9 protein-coding genes, 2 tRNA genes and 3 rRNA genes are annotated in these 15,138 nt (G+C 56.6%); 8 read left to right on the top strand and 6 right to left on the bottom strand.

All coding sequences use genetic code 11. The features are described 5' to 3' along the window. The first annotated feature begins 3 nt into the window (after window positions 1–3). Window positions 4–1,812, top strand: a complete 1,809-nt coding sequence (locus C4J83_RS10120) for an aminopeptidase P family protein (protein ID WP_124416917.1) — start codon at window positions 4–6, stop codon at window positions 1,810–1,812. Here the strand turns inward: C4J83_RS10120 and C4J83_RS10125 are convergent. Then, entirely contained in the window at window positions 1,805–2,713 is a 909-nt protein-coding gene (locus tag C4J83_RS10125; RefSeq protein WP_124416918.1) for a LysR family transcriptional regulator, read from the bottom strand. The genes C4J83_RS10120 and C4J83_RS10125 overlap by 8 nt on opposite strands. Window positions 2,714–2,837: 124 nt before the next feature. Between C4J83_RS10125 and C4J83_RS10130 the strand changes: the two genes are divergently transcribed. Next, complete coding sequence (locus C4J83_RS10130; protein WP_124418849.1) at window positions 2,838–3,818, top strand: zinc-dependent alcohol dehydrogenase family protein; 981 nt, start codon at window positions 2,838–2,840, stop codon at window positions 3,816–3,818. Here C4J83_RS10130 and C4J83_RS10135 read toward each other — a convergent pair. The 4 genes from C4J83_RS10135 to rhtA all read right to left on the bottom strand — a co-directional run bounded on the left by C4J83_RS10135 (window position 3,811) and on the right by rhtA (window position 6,615). Beyond that, entirely contained in the window at window positions 3,811–4,401 is a 591-nt protein-coding gene (locus C4J83_RS10135; protein WP_124416919.1) for a 2-hydroxychromene-2-carboxylate isomerase, read from the bottom strand. The two genes, C4J83_RS10130 and C4J83_RS10135, sit on opposite strands and share 8 nt — an antisense overlap. Window positions 4,402–4,437: 36 nt before the next feature. Then, window positions 4,438–5,169: an SDR family oxidoreductase gene (locus tag C4J83_RS10140; protein ID WP_124416920.1), complete on the bottom strand. Its 732-nt coding sequence runs from the start codon at window positions 5,167–5,169 to the stop codon at window positions 4,438–4,440. A 111-nt stretch (window positions 5,170–5,280) separates the two neighbouring features. Continuing rightward, a complete protein-coding gene (locus C4J83_RS10145; protein WP_106580605.1) occupies window positions 5,281–5,562 on the bottom strand; it encodes a hypothetical protein in 282 nt (93 codons plus the stop codon). A 165-nt stretch (window positions 5,563–5,727) separates the two neighbouring features. Continuing rightward, on the bottom strand, window positions 5,728–6,615 hold the full coding sequence (gene rhtA / locus C4J83_RS10150) for a threonine/homoserine exporter RhtA (RefSeq protein ID WP_106580606.1): 888 nt from the start codon (window positions 6,613–6,615) through the stop codon (window positions 5,728–5,730). Between the two features lie 696 nt (window positions 6,616–7,311). Between rhtA and C4J83_RS10160 the strand changes: the two genes are divergently transcribed. The 5 genes from C4J83_RS10160 to rrf all read left to right on the top strand — a co-directional run bounded on the left by C4J83_RS10160 (window position 7,312) and on the right by rrf (window position 12,540). Further along, window positions 7,312–8,848, top strand: a 16S ribosomal RNA gene (locus C4J83_RS10160). Between the two features lie 82 nt (window positions 8,849–8,930). Then, a tRNA-Ile gene (locus C4J83_RS10165) sits at window positions 8,931–9,007 on the top strand. A 30-nt stretch (window positions 9,008–9,037) separates the two neighbouring features. Next, a tRNA-Ala gene (locus tag C4J83_RS10170) sits at window positions 9,038–9,113 on the top strand. Between the two features lie 251 nt (window positions 9,114–9,364). Further along, window positions 9,365–12,256 (top strand): 23S ribosomal RNA (locus C4J83_RS10175). A 168-nt stretch (window positions 12,257–12,424) separates the two neighbouring features. Beyond that, window positions 12,425–12,540: ribosomal RNA gene (gene rrf, locus C4J83_RS10180) — 5S ribosomal RNA — on the top strand. Together the 16S, 23S and 5S rRNA genes with 2 tRNA genes alongside form the textbook arrangement of a ribosomal RNA operon. Window positions 12,541–12,670: 130 nt before the next feature. Here rrf and C4J83_RS10185 read toward each other — a convergent pair. Continuing rightward, window positions 12,671–13,561 (bottom strand): LysR family transcriptional regulator, encoded by an 891-nt coding sequence (locus tag C4J83_RS10185; RefSeq protein WP_124416921.1) that lies wholly within the window; start codon window positions 13,559–13,561, stop codon window positions 12,671–12,673. A 103-nt stretch (window positions 13,562–13,664) separates the two neighbouring features. Here C4J83_RS10185 and C4J83_RS10190 point away from each other — a divergent pair, with 103 nt between their 5' ends. Continuing rightward, window positions 13,665–15,080 carry an aldehyde dehydrogenase family protein gene (locus C4J83_RS10190; RefSeq protein WP_124416922.1) on the top strand — a complete coding sequence of 472 codons (1,416 nt, stop codon included), beginning with the start codon at window positions 13,665–13,667 and terminating at the stop codon, window positions 15,078–15,080. Window positions 15,081–15,138: the final 58 nt, after the last annotated feature.

The following is a 15,138-nucleotide window of genomic DNA, read 5'->3' on the forward strand; positions in this document are numbered from 1 at the left end:
ACAATGAGTACGCAGCCTTTGACCCATGGAACGGTTCCCCAGCGCCTGGCGCACACCCGTGAACTGATGCGCCGCGAGGGCATCCACGCCCTGTTGGTACCGTCGGCCGACCCGCACTTGTCCGAGTACTTGCCGGGTTACTGGCAGGGGCGGCAATGGCTGTCGGGGTTTCATGGTTCGGTGGGCACGCTGATTGTCACCGCAGATTTCGCCGGTGTCTGGGCCGATAGCCGTTACTGGGAACAGGCGACCAAGGAACTCAAGGGCAGCGGTATCGAGCTGGTGAAGTTGCAGCCCGGCCAACCCGGCCCGCTGGAATGGCTGGCTGAGCAAACCCCCGAAGGCGGTGTGGTGGCGGTGGATGGCGCGGTCATGGCCGTGGCCTCGGCGCGTACCCTGGGCGGCAAGCTGGCAGAGCGCGGCGCGCGTCTGCGTACCGATATCGATTTGCTCAATGAAGTCTGGCAAGACCGCCCGGCCTTGCCGAACCAGCCGATCTATCAACACCTGCCGCCGCAGGCGACAGTCAGCCGTGGCGAGAAGCTCGCTGCGCTGCGAGCCAGCCTGAAAGAGAAGGGGGCCGACTGGCACTTTATCGCCACCCTGGATGACATCGCCTGGCTGTTTAACCTGCGTGGCGGCGATGTGTCGTTCAACCCGGTGTTTGTGTCGTTTGCCTTGATCAATCAGCAGCAGGCCATCTTGTTTGTGGCGCTGAGCAAGGTCGATGCCGAGTTACGCGCGGTGCTGGAGCAAGAGGGTGTGACCCTGCGCGACTACAGCGAAGTGGCGGATGCGCTGCGGGCTGTGCCGTCGGGCGCGAGCTTGCACGTTGACCCGGCGCGGGTCACGGCCGGTTTGCTGGAAAACCTCGATGCCGGCGTCAAGCTGGTCGAAGGGCTGAACCCGACCACGCTGGCCAAGTCGCGCAAGAGCCTGGCGGACGCCGAGCATATCCGCCAAGCCATGGAGCAGGACGGCGCGGCGTTGTGCGAATTCTTCGCCTGGCTGGACAGCGCGCTGGGCCGTGAGCGCATTACCGAATTGACTATTGATGAACACCTGACGGCGGCGCGTACCCGTCGTCCAGGTTATGTGTCGTTGAGTTTCAACACCATCGCGGCCTTCAACGCCAATGGCGCGATGCCGCACTACCACGCCACTGAAGAAGAACACGCGCTGATCGAAGGCGATGGCTTGCTGCTGATCGATTCGGGCGGCCAGTACCTGGGCGGCACCACGGACATCACGCGGATGGTGCCGATCGGCACGCCGAGCGAAGAGCAGAAGCGTGACTGCACACGGGTGCTCAAGGGCGTGATTGCCTTGTCGCGTGCGCAGTTTCCCAAGGGCATTCTGTCGCCGCTGCTGGACGCCATTGCGCGTGCGCCGATCTGGGCCGAAGGCGTGGACTACGGCCATGGCACGGGTCACGGTGTAGGCTATTTCCTGAATGTGCATGAGGGCCCGCAAGTGATTGCCTACCAGGCCGCCACTGCGCCGCAAACGGCGATGCAGCCGGGGATGATCACCTCGATTGAGCCGGGCACTTATCGCCCGGGCCGTTGGGGCGTGCGCATCGAGAACCTGGTGTTGAACCGTGAAGCGGGCAAGACCGAGTTCGGTGAGTTTCTCAAGTTCGAAACCCTGACCCTGTGCCCGATCGACACCCGTTGCCTGGCGCCGTCGCTGCTGACGGCGGACGAGCGCGAGTGGTTCAACGCTTACCACGCCCAGGTGCGCGAGCGGCTCAGCCCGCTGCTCGGCGGCGCTGCGCTGGAATGGTTGCAGGTGCGTACAGCGGCTATTTGATCGGTTGCAGTTCGGGCGCCTGGGCCAGGGCGTCGGCCATATAGTCGACGAACGCCTTGACCCGGGCCGACTGGCGGCGATTGGGCGCCGAGACCGCGTAAATGGGCAGTGACAGCGGGGTGTAGTCCTGCAACACCGCAACCACGCGGCCGGCTATCAAGTCGTCAGCGAACAGCCACAGGGGCGACAGCGCAATGCCGAGCCCCGTTAGCACCATCTCGCGCACCGCCTCGGAATTATTACTCTGGGCGTTGCCGGTGATGCGCACCGTATGTCGCGCGCCGTCCTTCTCATAGATCCATTGATTCTGGCTGCTCAGCAGGTTGAACAGCAGGCAGTTGTGCTGCGTGAGCGCTTGCGGGGTGAGCGGGGCGGGGTGCCGCGCCAGGTACGCCGGGCTGGCTACGGTGACACGGTGGGTGATGCCGATCTGCCGCGCAATCAAGCCGCTGTCGCGCAGCTCGCCGATGCGCAGGGTTACGTCCAGACCTTCGCTGACCAGGTCCTGAAGTTGATCGCTGAGTTGCAGGTCGACTTGCACGTCAGGGTAGTGCTGCAGGAAACCGCTCAGCCGCGAGGCGATATGCAGGCGGCCAAAGCTCACCGAAGAGCCGACGCGCAACGGGCCGGCGATGGTTTCTCTGCCGGTCTGGAAGCTGTGTTCCGCCGCATCGACGGCTGTGAGAATTTCACGGCAGTGGTGGTAGTAGCGTTGACCTTCGTCAGTCAGAGACAAGTGGCGAGTGCTGCGGGCAATCAGCTTGCCGCCCAGTTCGCGTTCCAGGGCGCGCAGTACTTTGCTGATGGTCGGCTGAGTGGTCTGCATTTCCCGGGCGACGGCGGAAAAGCTGCCGCGTTCGATCACGCGAACGAATATTGCCATTGCATTGAGTTTGTCCATGGGCTGTCCGATTCATGCCATATGCGCATAGGCACTATAGCTTTTCAGCGTCTTATCGGCATGAGTCGGTGGGTCGATCATTGGCCTCACTCCTCAACGAATCGAGATCGCCGACATGACTGATATGCACGCTTTGATTGTGGACGCTGTAGACGCGCCGCTGCGTTTGACCAGGATGCCCAGACCCGTGGCGGGTGCCGGGCAGGTGCTGGTCAGGATCAAGGCCAGTGGCCTTAACCCGCTGGACGCGAAAATTCGCGCAGGCCAGGCCGCGCATGCCCGTCAGCCCTTGCCGGCCGTCATCGGCATGGACCTTGCCGGAATTGTCGAGGCGGTTGGCCCCGCGGTGCGGGATTGGCGCGTGGGCGATGAGGTGTATGCGCTTGCGACGGGTATCGGTGGCGTGCAGGGTTCTTTGGCGGAATACGCGGTGGTCGATGCACGCCTGCTGGCAAAAAAACCTCAGGCCCTGAGCATGCGTGAAGCGGCGGTATTGCCGCTGGTGCTGATCACTGCATGGGAAGGGTTGGTGGACCGTGCGCACGTAGGCTTGGGCCACAAGGTGTTGATCCAGGGGGGCGCCGGGGGTGTAGGGCATGTCGCGGTGCAGTTGGCGGTTGCCTGCGGCGCCGATGTGTATGCGACCGGGTCCGCCAGGCACCGGGCGACGATAGAGGGCTTGGGCGCCACCTTTATCGACTATCAGCACCACAGGGTCGAAGACTACGTAACGCAGCATACGGCGGGTGAAGGGTTTGACATTGTGTATGACACCGTCGGTGGCGAGACGCTGGATGCCTCCTTTCTAGCCGCCAAGGCGTATCACGGCCACGTGGTCAGTTGCCTGGGCTGGGGGCAGCATAGCCTGGCGCCGCTATCGTTTCGCGGGGCGACGTATTCCGGTGTCTTTACTTTATTGCCGTTGTTGACGGGCAAAGGGCGTGAGCACCACGGACAGATACTGGCTGACGCGGCCAGGTTGATCGATGCGGGCAAGCTCAGGCCGATCATGGACCCGCATCAATTCGACCTGCAGACGGCAAACGCCGCCTACGATTTGCTCGCAAGCGGCGCTCAGGGGCGATTGGCGATAGCGATTAGCTGAGGGCTTCGCGCACAAAATCCAGACGGTCCTGACCGAAGAACAGCTGGTTGCCTACAAACATACTGGGCGCACCGAACACGCCGCGCTGAACGGCCTGTTCCGTGTTGTCCTTGAGGGCGGCTTTCACACTTTCGTCATTGGCCAGGGCCAGCACTTCTTCCGGGTTGAAACCGGCTTCGGTCAACACCGCGGCCACCACAGCGGGGTCGCCCATATTCCGACCTTCGACCCAGAGGGCGCGGAACAGGCAGTCGATGAAGCCCTGGAAGCGCTCGGGCTGGTGAAGCTGCATGCCGGTCACTGCGCGCATCAGCATCAGGGTATTGATGGGGAAGTGCGGGTTGAACTTGAGCGTCACGTTGTAGCGCTGGGCATACCGCGCCAGATCGTTAAACAGGTACCGGCCCTTGGCCGGCACGGTGATGGGGGATGCATTGCCCGTGGCTTTGAACACGCCTCCGAGCAGCATCGGCTGGTACACCAGGGTCGCGCCGGTTGCAGCGCACAGGGCAGGCAGTTGGGTGTAGGCCAGGTAAGTGGCGGGACTGCCGAGGTCAAAGAAGAATTCCAGGGTTTTACTCATGGTCGATGCTCGCTGCTTATTGTTGTGAAGGCGTGCTTACCAGGGTTCATTCCAGGGGCGCAGGTCCAGTTCGAACGTCCAGGCGTCGCGCGGCTGGCTGTGCAGGTACCAATAGTTGTCGGCGATGTGTTCGGGGTTGAGGATGCCGTCCTGATCCTTCAGGGCGTATTTTTGCGGGAAGTTGTCGCGAATGAAGTCGGTGTCGATGGCGCCGTCGACCACTACGTGGGCGACATGGATATTCCTGGGGCCCAGCTCTCGCGACATGCTCTGTGCGAGTGCGCGAATGCCGTGCTTGGCGCCGGCAAATGCAGCGAAACCCGCAGCGCCGCGCAAGCCCGCGGTCGCGCCGGTAAACAGGATGGTGCCGCGGTTGCGGGTGACCATGCGCTTGGCCACTTCGCGCGCATTCAGGAAGCCGGAGAAGCAGGCCATCTCCCAGATCTTGAAGTACTTGCGCGCGGTTTCTTCGAGGATGCTGCAAGGCACGTTGGCGCCGATATTGAAGACGAACGCTTCGATCGGGCCTAACTCGCTTTCGATCTGTTCGATCAGCGCGATGACCTCGTCTTCCTTGCGTGCATCACAGGCAAAGCCGTGGGCTTGGCCACCGGCCGCCTGGATGCTGTCGACCAAGGGCTGCAGCTTGTCCGCGCTGCGGCGGGTGACGCAGGCCACGTAGCCTTCGCGCGCGAAGCGCTTGGCAATGGCGCCGCCGGTGGCGTCACCGGCACCCACTACCAATACGATTTTGTTGTTTTCTGTCATGGGAACTCCGTTGCTCGATAGTCGAGCAGGAGTGTAGCCGCAACGTCGCAAAGGGCCGGGTCGAGATCAGATATTCACAAAGGGGAGCAGTCGGATGGACTGCTCGGGCGTTCACTTACAGATGACGATCATGCTGCGACTGGTGTAGCCGGCAGGGTTGAGGCCGAAGGGGTAGTCCCCAGGCTCCTCGGAGTTGTCACCGGACTTGGCGATAACCCGGTAGCCCTTGGCACCGCATGAATTGGCTGCGCTTGTGTAGCACTCGTCCCAGGAGGAGGACAGCCCTGAACAGTTGATATGCAGCCCTTTTTTGCCCCGTTTCACTTCTGTCTTGGTGGTCGCAGCACAGCCCGCAATGCCCACGACCATGAACAGTATCAATATTCTTTTCATCACTATCCTTAATAGCCGCTTCGCAAAAAGGCTCGATGCAGGCTTTACTCGCTCGCGATTGTAGCGTTCAGCTGTCCTTGTCGAAATTCTCCATGAAAGACATTCATTTACGGCCTAAACATGGCCTAAATAAGCGGCAAATACCAGAGCTACCTTTGATAGCGATCAATCGGCCGGCACCAGCGGTTTGGATTCATTGCGCATCGTCAGCGTAGCGCCTACGGAGGCCAGGATAATGCAGGTGATGGCCAGCCACTGTGCCAGCGATAAGTGCTCTTGCAGGAAGAACAGCCCGGAAAGCGCGCCGAATGCTGGCTCGATGCTCATCAGGGTGCCAAAGGTGCGGGCAGGAAGGCGAGTGAGTGCGACCATTTCCAAGGTATAGGGCAGCGCCGTGGACAAGATGGCGACAGCCAGGGCGACGGGGATCAGTGCAGGCGTCAGCAGCGCGGCGCCTGCGTGGACAATGCCAATGGGCGCGACGAACAACGCAGCAATCATTACGCCGAGTGCTGCGGTCTGGACACCATTGTCGTTGCCGGCCTTTTGGCCAAATAGAATATAGAGCGCCCAGCAGATACCTGCGCCAAGGGCATAGGCTGCCCCCGTCAGATCGATACCGCTGCTGGCTTCGCCTATGGGTATGAGCAGTAGAAGCCCGGCGATCGCGAGGCCTATCCATAGAAAGTCCACCGCCCGGCGCGAAGCGTAGATCGCAACGGCGAGCGGGCCTGTGAATTCCAGCGCTACTGCGATCCCCAGAGGCACTGTGCGCAAGGACATATAGAAGAGGAAATTCATGCCACCCAGTGCCATGCCATAAATGACAACGGTACGCAGGGACTTGGCTGTGAGCTTGGCGCGCCATGGGCGTAGCAGAAGCAGCATGATCACACTGGCAAATATCAGGCGCAGGGTCGTGGTGCCCTGGGCGCCGACAATGGGAAACATGCTTTTGGCCAGCGAGGCGCCGGACTGGATGGACGCCATGGCTATTAATAGCAGGCCGACCGGGAACAACGCCGATGCCAGGCTGCGGGGTGGAGTGGTCATTGGGGTGTTTGTCCAAAGTCGTGGTGGAGAGGCAGGGGCATATGATGCTCAACCGGTGAGCTTTGAGCAATATATTGCTCAGTTGCTGGTTTTTGGGCGTTTATATAGAAGGTGTGATTAAGTTTTCGGGGTGCTTGATAGAAAAGCAAAATTAAGGGTTGACGGCAGATTCTGGAAGTCTATAATTCGCCCCACTTCCGGCGCAGTCGAAACGGAAAACTCCTTGGTAAACAAAGAGTTACGCAGAATTCGACAGCGAGTTGTTTCAGTTCATCGAAGCCCAGAGGGAGTTGGTAGGGCAGTGTTGTTTGGCTCTATTAACGTTTCGATCTTCTCGGTCGAAAGCGGAGAAAAAGAGGTGTTGACAGCAGCGTGTAACGCTGTAGAATTCGCCTCCCGCTAACGAGAGATCGGAAGCGCAAGTGGTTGAAGTTGTTGAAGAAATCTTCGAAAACTTCTGAAAATAATCACTTGACAGCAAGTGAGGCTGCTGTAGAATGCGCGCCTCGGTTGAGACGAAAGATCTTAACCAACCGCTCTTTAACAACTGAATCAAGCAATTCGTGTGGGTGCTTGTGGAGTCAGACTGATAGTCAACAAGATTATCAGCATCACAAGTTACTCCGCGAGAAATCAAAGATGTAACCAACGATTGCTGAGCCAAGTTTAGGGTTTCTTAAAAACCCAAAGATGTTTGAACTGAAGAGTTTGATCATGGCTCAGATTGAACGCTGGCGGCAGGCCTAACACATGCAAGTCGAGCGGTAGAGAGAAGCTTGCTTCTCTTGAGAGCGGCGGACGGGTGAGTAATGCCTAGGAATCTGCCTGGTAGTGGGGGATAACGTTCGGAAACGGACGCTAATACCGCATACGTCCTACGGGAGAAAGCAGGGGACCTTCGGGCCTTGCGCTATCAGATGAGCCTAGGTCGGATTAGCTAGTTGGTGAGGTAATGGCTCACCAAGGCGACGATCCGTAACTGGTCTGAGAGGATGATCAGTCACACTGGAACTGAGACACGGTCCAGACTCCTACGGGAGGCAGCAGTGGGGAATATTGGACAATGGGCGAAAGCCTGATCCAGCCATGCCGCGTGTGTGAAGAAGGTCTTCGGATTGTAAAGCACTTTAAGTTGGGAGGAAGGGCATTAACCTAATACGTTAGTGTTTTGACGTTACCGACAGAATAAGCACCGGCTAACTCTGTGCCAGCAGCCGCGGTAATACAGAGGGTGCAAGCGTTAATCGGAATTACTGGGCGTAAAGCGCGCGTAGGTGGTTTGTTAAGTTGGATGTGAAATCCCCGGGCTCAACCTGGGAACTGCATTCAAAACTGACTGACTAGAGTATGGTAGAGGGTGGTGGAATTTCCTGTGTAGCGGTGAAATGCGTAGATATAGGAAGGAACACCAGTGGCGAAGGCGACCACCTGGACTAATACTGACACTGAGGTGCGAAAGCGTGGGGAGCAAACAGGATTAGATACCCTGGTAGTCCACGCCGTAAACGATGTCAACTAGCCGTTGGAAGCCTTGAGCTTTTAGTGGCGCAGCTAACGCATTAAGTTGACCGCCTGGGGAGTACGGCCGCAAGGTTAAAACTCAAATGAATTGACGGGGGCCCGCACAAGCGGTGGAGCATGTGGTTTAATTCGAAGCAACGCGAAGAACCTTACCAGGCCTTGACATCCAATGAACTTTCTAGAGATAGATTGGTGCCTTCGGGAACATTGAGACAGGTGCTGCATGGCTGTCGTCAGCTCGTGTCGTGAGATGTTGGGTTAAGTCCCGTAACGAGCGCAACCCTTGTCCTTAGTTACCAGCACGTAATGGTGGGCACTCTAAGGAGACTGCCGGTGACAAACCGGAGGAAGGTGGGGATGACGTCAAGTCATCATGGCCCTTACGGCCTGGGCTACACACGTGCTACAATGGTCGGTACAGAGGGTTGCCAAGCCGCGAGGTGGAGCTAATCCCACAAAACCGATCGTAGTCCGGATCGCAGTCTGCAACTCGACTGCGTGAAGTCGGAATCGCTAGTAATCGCGAATCAGAATGTCGCGGTGAATACGTTCCCGGGCCTTGTACACACCGCCCGTCACACCATGGGAGTGGGTTGCACCAGAAGTAGCTAGTCTAACCTTCGGGAGGACGGTTACCACGGTGTGATTCATGACTGGGGTGAAGTCGTAACAAGGTAGCCGTAGGGGAACCTGCGGCTGGATCACCTCCTTAATCGACGACATCAGCTGCTCCATAAGTTCCCACACGAATTGCTTGATTCATTGAAGAAGACGATAAGAAGCAGCCCGAAATTGGGTCTGTAGCTCAGTTGGTTAAAGCGCACCCCTGATAAGGGTGAGGTCGGCAGTTCGAATCTGCCCAGACCCACCAATTTTGTGTGGGAAACGCCTGTAGAAATACGGGGCCATAGCTCAGCTGGGAGAGCGCCTGCCTTGCACGCAGGAGGTCAACGGTTCGATCCCGTTTGGCTCCACCACTACTGCTTCTGAAAGTTATGAAAGCTTAGAAATGAGCATTCCATCAAGGTGATGGTGAATGTTGATTTCTAGTCTTTGATTAGATCGTTCTTTAAAAATTTGGGTATGTGATAGAAAGATAGACTGAACGTTACTTTCACTGGTAACGGATCAGGCTAAGGTAAAATTTGTGAGTTACTCGTAATTGAGTATTATCGAATTTTCGGCGAATGTTGTCTTCACAGTATAACCAGATTGCTTGGGGTTATATGGTCAAGTGAAGAAGCGCATACGGTGGATGCCTTGGCAGTCAGAGGCGATGAAAGACGTGGTAGCCTGCGAAAAGCTTCGGGGAGTCGGCAAACAGACTTTGATCCGGAGATGTCTGAATGGGGGAACCCAGCCATCATAAGATGGTTACCTTACACTGAATACATAGGTGTAAGGGGCGAACCAGGGGAACTGAAACATCTAAGTACCCTGAGGAAAAGAAATCAACCGAGATTCCCTTAGTAGTGGCGAGCGAACGGGGACTAGCCCTTAAGTGGCTTTGAGATTAGCGGAACGCTCTGGAAAGTGCGGCCATAGTGGGTGATAGCCCTGTACGCGAAAATCTCTTAGTCATGAAATCGAGTAGGACGGAGCACGAGAAACTTTGTCTGAATATGGGGGGACCATCCTCCAAGGCTAAATACTACTGACTGACCGATAGTGAACTAGTACCGTGAGGGAAAGGCGAAAAGAACCCCGGAGAGGGGAGTGAAATAGATCCTGAAACCGTATGCGTACAAGCAGTGGGAGCAGACTTTGTTCTGTGACTGCGTACCTTTTGTATAATGGGTCAGCGACTTATTTTCAGTGGCGAGCTTAACCGAATAGGGGAGGCGTAGCGAAAGCGAGTCTTAATAGGGCGTCTAGTCGCTGGGAATAGACCCGAAACCGGGCGATCTATCCATGGGCAGGTTGAAGGTTGGGTAACACTAACTGGAGGACCGAACCGACTACCGTTGAAAAGTTAGCGGATGACCTGTGGATCGGAGTGAAAGGCTAATCAAGCTCGGAGATAGCTGGTTCTCCTCGAAAGCTATTTAGGTAGCGCCTCATGTATCACTGTAGGGGGTAGAGCACTGTTTCGGCTAGGGGGTCATCCCGACTTACCAAACCGATGCAAACTCCGAATACCTACAAGTGCCGAGCATGGGAGACACACGGCGGGTGCTAACGTCCGTCGTGAAAAGGGAAACAACCCAGACCGTCAGCTAAGGTCCCAAAGTTATGGTTAAGTGGGAAACGATGTGGGAAGGCTTAGACAGCTAGGAGGTTGGCTTAGAAGCAGCCACCCTTTAAAGAAAGCGTAATAGCTCACTAGTCGAGTCGGCCTGCGCGGAAGATGTAACGGGGCTCAAACCATACACCGAAGCTACGGGTATCACGTAAGTGATGCGGTAGAGGAGCGTTCTGTAAGCCTGTGAAGGTGAGTTGAGAAGCTTGCTGGAGGTATCAGAAGTGCGAATGCTGACATGAGTAACGACAATGGGTGTGAAAAACACCCACGCCGAAAGACCAAGGTTTCCTGCGCAACGTTAATCGACGCAGGGTTAGTCGGTCCCTAAGGCGAGGCTGAAAAGCGTAGTCGATGGAAAACAGGTTAATATTCCTGTACTTCTGGTTATTGCGATGGAGGGACGGAGAAGGCTAGGCCAGCTTGGCGTTGGTTGTCCAAGTTTAAGGTGGTAGGCTGGAATCTTAGGTAAATCCGGGATTCTAAGGCCGAGAGCTGATGACGAGTTAACTTTTAGTTAACGAAGTGGTTGATGCCATGCTTCCAAGAAAAGCTTCTAAGCTTCAGGTAACCAGGAACCGTACCCCAAACCGACACAGGTGGTTGGGTAGAGAATACCAAGGCGCTTGAGAGAACTCGGGTGAAGGAACTAGGCAAAATGGCACCGTAACTTCGGGAGAAGGTGCGCCGGTGAGGGTGAAGGACTTGCTCCGTAAGCTCATGCCGGTCGAAGATACCAGGCCGCTGCGACTGTTTATTAAAAACACAGCACTCTGCAAACACGAAAGTGGACGTATAGGGTGTGACGCCTGCCCGGTGCCGGAAGGTTAATTGATGGGGTTAGCTAACGCGAAGCTCTTGATCGAAGCCCCGGTAAACGGCGGCCGTAACTATAACGGTCCTAAGGTAGCGAAATTCCTTGTCGGGTAAGTTCCGACCTGCACGAATGGCGTAACGATGGCGGCGCTGTCTCCACCCGAGACTCAGTGAAATTGAAATCGCTGTGAAGATGCAGTGTATCCGCGGCTAGACGGAAAGACCCCGTGAACCTTTACTATAGCTTTGCACTGGACTTTGAATTTGCTTGTGTAGGATAGGTGGGAGGCTTTGAAGCGTGGACGCCAGTCTGCGTGGAGCCAACCTTGAAATACCACCCTGGCAACTTTGAGGTTCTAACTCAGGTCCGTTATCCGGATCGAGGACAGTGTATGGTGGGTAGTTTGACTGGGGCGGTCTCCTCCTAAAGAGTAACGGAGGAGTACGAAGGTGCGCTCAGACCGGTCGGAAATCGGTCGTAGAGTATAAAGGCAAAAGCGCGCTTGACTGCGAGACAGACACGTCGAGCAGGTACGAAAGTAGGTCTTAGTGATCCGGTGGTTCTGTATGGAAGGGCCATCGCTCAACGGATAAAAGGTACTCCGGGGATAACAGGCTGATACCGCCCAAGAGTTCATATCGACGGCGGTGTTTGGCACCTCGATGTCGGCTCATCACATCCTGGGGCTGAAGCCGGTCCCAAGGGTATGGCTGTTCGCCATTTAAAGTGGTACGCGAGCTGGGTTTAGAACGTCGTGAGACAGTTCGGTCCCTATCTGCCGTGGACGTTTGAGATTTGAGAGGGGCTGCTCCTAGTACGAGAGGACCGGAGTGGACGAACCTCTGGTGTTCCGGTTGTCACGCCAGTGGCATTGCCGGGTAGCTATGTTCGGAATAGATAACCGCTGAAAGCATCTAAGCGGGAAACTAGCCTCAAGATGAGATCTCACTGGAACCTTGAGTTCCCTGAAGGGCCGTCGAAGACTACGACGTTGATAGGTTGGGTGTGTAAGCGCTGTGAGGCGTTGAGCTAACCAATACTAATTGCCCGTGAGGCTTGACCATATAACACCCAAGCAATTTGCATGCTCTGCGCTGAAAAGCAAAGAGACCAGATTGCGGTGTGTGAAGACGAAATGAACCGAAAGTTCGAATCTCACAAAACACCGAAAGCTGTCACATACCCAATTTGCTGAAGCGAGGCCATCAGGTCACGACTCAGTACCCGAATTTCTTGACGACCATAGAGCATTGGAACCACCTGATCCCATCCCGAACTCAGCAGTGAAACGATGCATCGCCGATGGTAGTGTGGGGTTTCCCCATGTGAGAGTAGGTCATCGTCAAGATTAAATTCCAAAGCCCCTGTTTGCTAACGCAAACAGGGGCTTTGTTTTGGGCGGTCGAAAAGTGCAAGTACAAGCGTGCTGCCAATGGGCGTCGACCATAACGCGTGCTAGCTGATACAGAACTTGTGTATCAGAACCCTTGCTCCTTGATCAGCTCAATCAGCGCCCTCAAGCCGGCCGGTACATGCCGCCTTCCAGGGTAGTAGAGACGCAACGAGTCGAACGTTGGTGTCCACTCTTCAAGCACGCGTATCAGCGCCCCCGTAGCCAGGTCTGCAGCAGCATTCCACTCTGTCAAATAGGTCAATCCCATCCCCGCTCTGGCTGCTTGAAGCATTAATGTCGGATTGTCCAGCGTCAACGCACCGTTTACATCTACGGCAATGGACTCGCCGTGACGCTCAAACTCCCAGCGATAGATCGAGCCGCTCGGCATGCGGCTGCGAATGCATTCATGGGCGCTCAGGTCCAGCGGGCTTAAAGGGGTAGGGTGGCTGGCAAAATAGGCTGGGCTGCCCAGTACGGCAAATCGCTGAGGTGGGCTGATATCGACGGCGATCATGTCTTGTGGGACGCTGTCGCCAAGACGGATACCTGCATCGAACCCTTGAGCCACAATGTCGACCAGTCGACCTTCAGTGACGATATCCAGCTTCATCTGCGGATAGCGCCGCATGTACTCCAGCAATAACGGCATCACCTGCTTGGCGGCGCCTGCTGAGGTATTAAGCCGCAAGGTGCCACTCGGTGCCGACTGGCTATTTCCCGCTTGTTCAAGCGCCACGCGAATAGTCGAAAGGGCTGGCGTAATGGTGCTGACAAACTCCGCACCGATTTCCGACAGTGACACGCTGCGTGTCGTACGGTTGAACAAGCGAACGCCCATCCGTGCCTCAAGTGCAGCGATTGAATGGCTCAGCGCTGATGTCGAGACATTCAGTTCCGTCGCCGCTGCGCGAAAGCTGCGATGTCGGGCGACTGCCAGCACCGCCTCCAATTCGTTCAATCCTGAGGTGTTCATTGTCCTGAGTTACTCATCAAATCATCCCGATTTATACGGATTATCAGGTCAATGATAGTGGCTTACCGTGAGGCATACCAATTCGGTGACTTCGGAGATTCCCATGCATCAGATCCACCAGATCTATATCAATGGCCAATTTGTAACGCCTCACGGTGAGGAGCTTTTTGACCTGTTCAACCCCGCCAATGCCCAACGCATTGGTCAGGTTCGCCTGGCAGACGAACGCGACGCTATGAATGCCGTCAGCGCGGCAAAGCAGGCGTTCACCGAGTTTTCGCGCACCACAAAAGCCGTGCGTGTCGACTATCTCAAGCGTATGCACGCCGCCATTGTTTGCGTAGAAGCAGAGCTGACCGAGGCAATCATCGAGGAATATGGCGCCCCGGTATCCCGTGCATCTTGGATGGCCAAGCATGCCGCCAGCGTCTTGCTTGACGCCGCGACCGTGCTGGAGGACTACGATTTCACTCAGCACCTGGGTATCGCAGAGGTGACGATGCAGCCCATCGGTGTGGCCGCACTGATAACGCCCTGGAACAGCAACGCCGGCTTCATCTGCGGCAAACTCGCTGCTGCATTGGCCGCTGGCTGCACTGCCGTGATCAAACCGAGTGAAATGAGCGCCACCCAGACCTCAATCGTTACACGCGCCCTTCATGAGGTGGGCCTGCCGCCTGGAGTGTTCAACATTGTTACCGGCCGTGGTGAAACCGTCGGTGCTGTATTGAGTACACATCCGGATATAGCCAAAGTCTCATTCACCGGCTCTACCGCTGTAGGCAAACAGATCCTGCGCGCAGGCGCTGAAACGCTGAAGCGCATCACGCTGGAATTAGGCGGGAAGTCGCCGGTATTGATCCTCGAAGATGCGGACCTGAAAACGGCTATACCGATGGCGCTTCACGCCGGGTTCATGAACAGCGGCCAGGCGTGCATTGCCGGCACCCGCATGCTTGTGCCCGCCCAACGCTTGGCTGAAGTAGAAGCGCTGGTAACCGAGCAGGTCGCCGGTATCCGGGCCGGCGACCCTAATGATCCTGCCACCCGCATCGGTCCTATGGTCAGCGTCAAGCAGTGGCAGCGGGTGCAGCGATACATTCAGATCGGCATTGAGGAGGGCGCTTACTTATTGGCGGGTGGCCCCGGCTTGCCTGATGGCATCGACGCCGGCTGGTTCATCAGGCCCACCGTCTTCAGTCGCGTTACCAACCAGATGACCATCGCTCGTGAGGAGATCTTCGGGCCTGTTCTGTCGATCATCCCCTACGATGACGAGGAGCAAGCGCTGACAATCGCCAACGATACGCCCTACGGCCTCCAGGCTTACATTCTGTCCTCAGACCTGCAAAGGGCGCACGCACTGGCCTCCCGTATCGACGCCGGTCGCGTGTTGATCAATACCCTGGCCCACGAGCCGCGTGCACCCTTTGGCGGCTTCAAACAATCAGGCATAGGTCGCGAGTACGGCACCTTCGGATTGGAGGCCTTTCTGGAGCCTAAATCCGTGCTCTCCTGACAAAACAGCATGCCGTTGGGGAAATCGATGCAAAGTGTTTCTGCATTTTTGGTATGGT

This window comes from Pseudomonas sp. LBUM920 (assembly GCF_003852315.1).
Taxonomy (GTDB): Bacteria; Pseudomonadota; Gammaproteobacteria; order Pseudomonadales; family Pseudomonadaceae; genus Aquipseudomonas.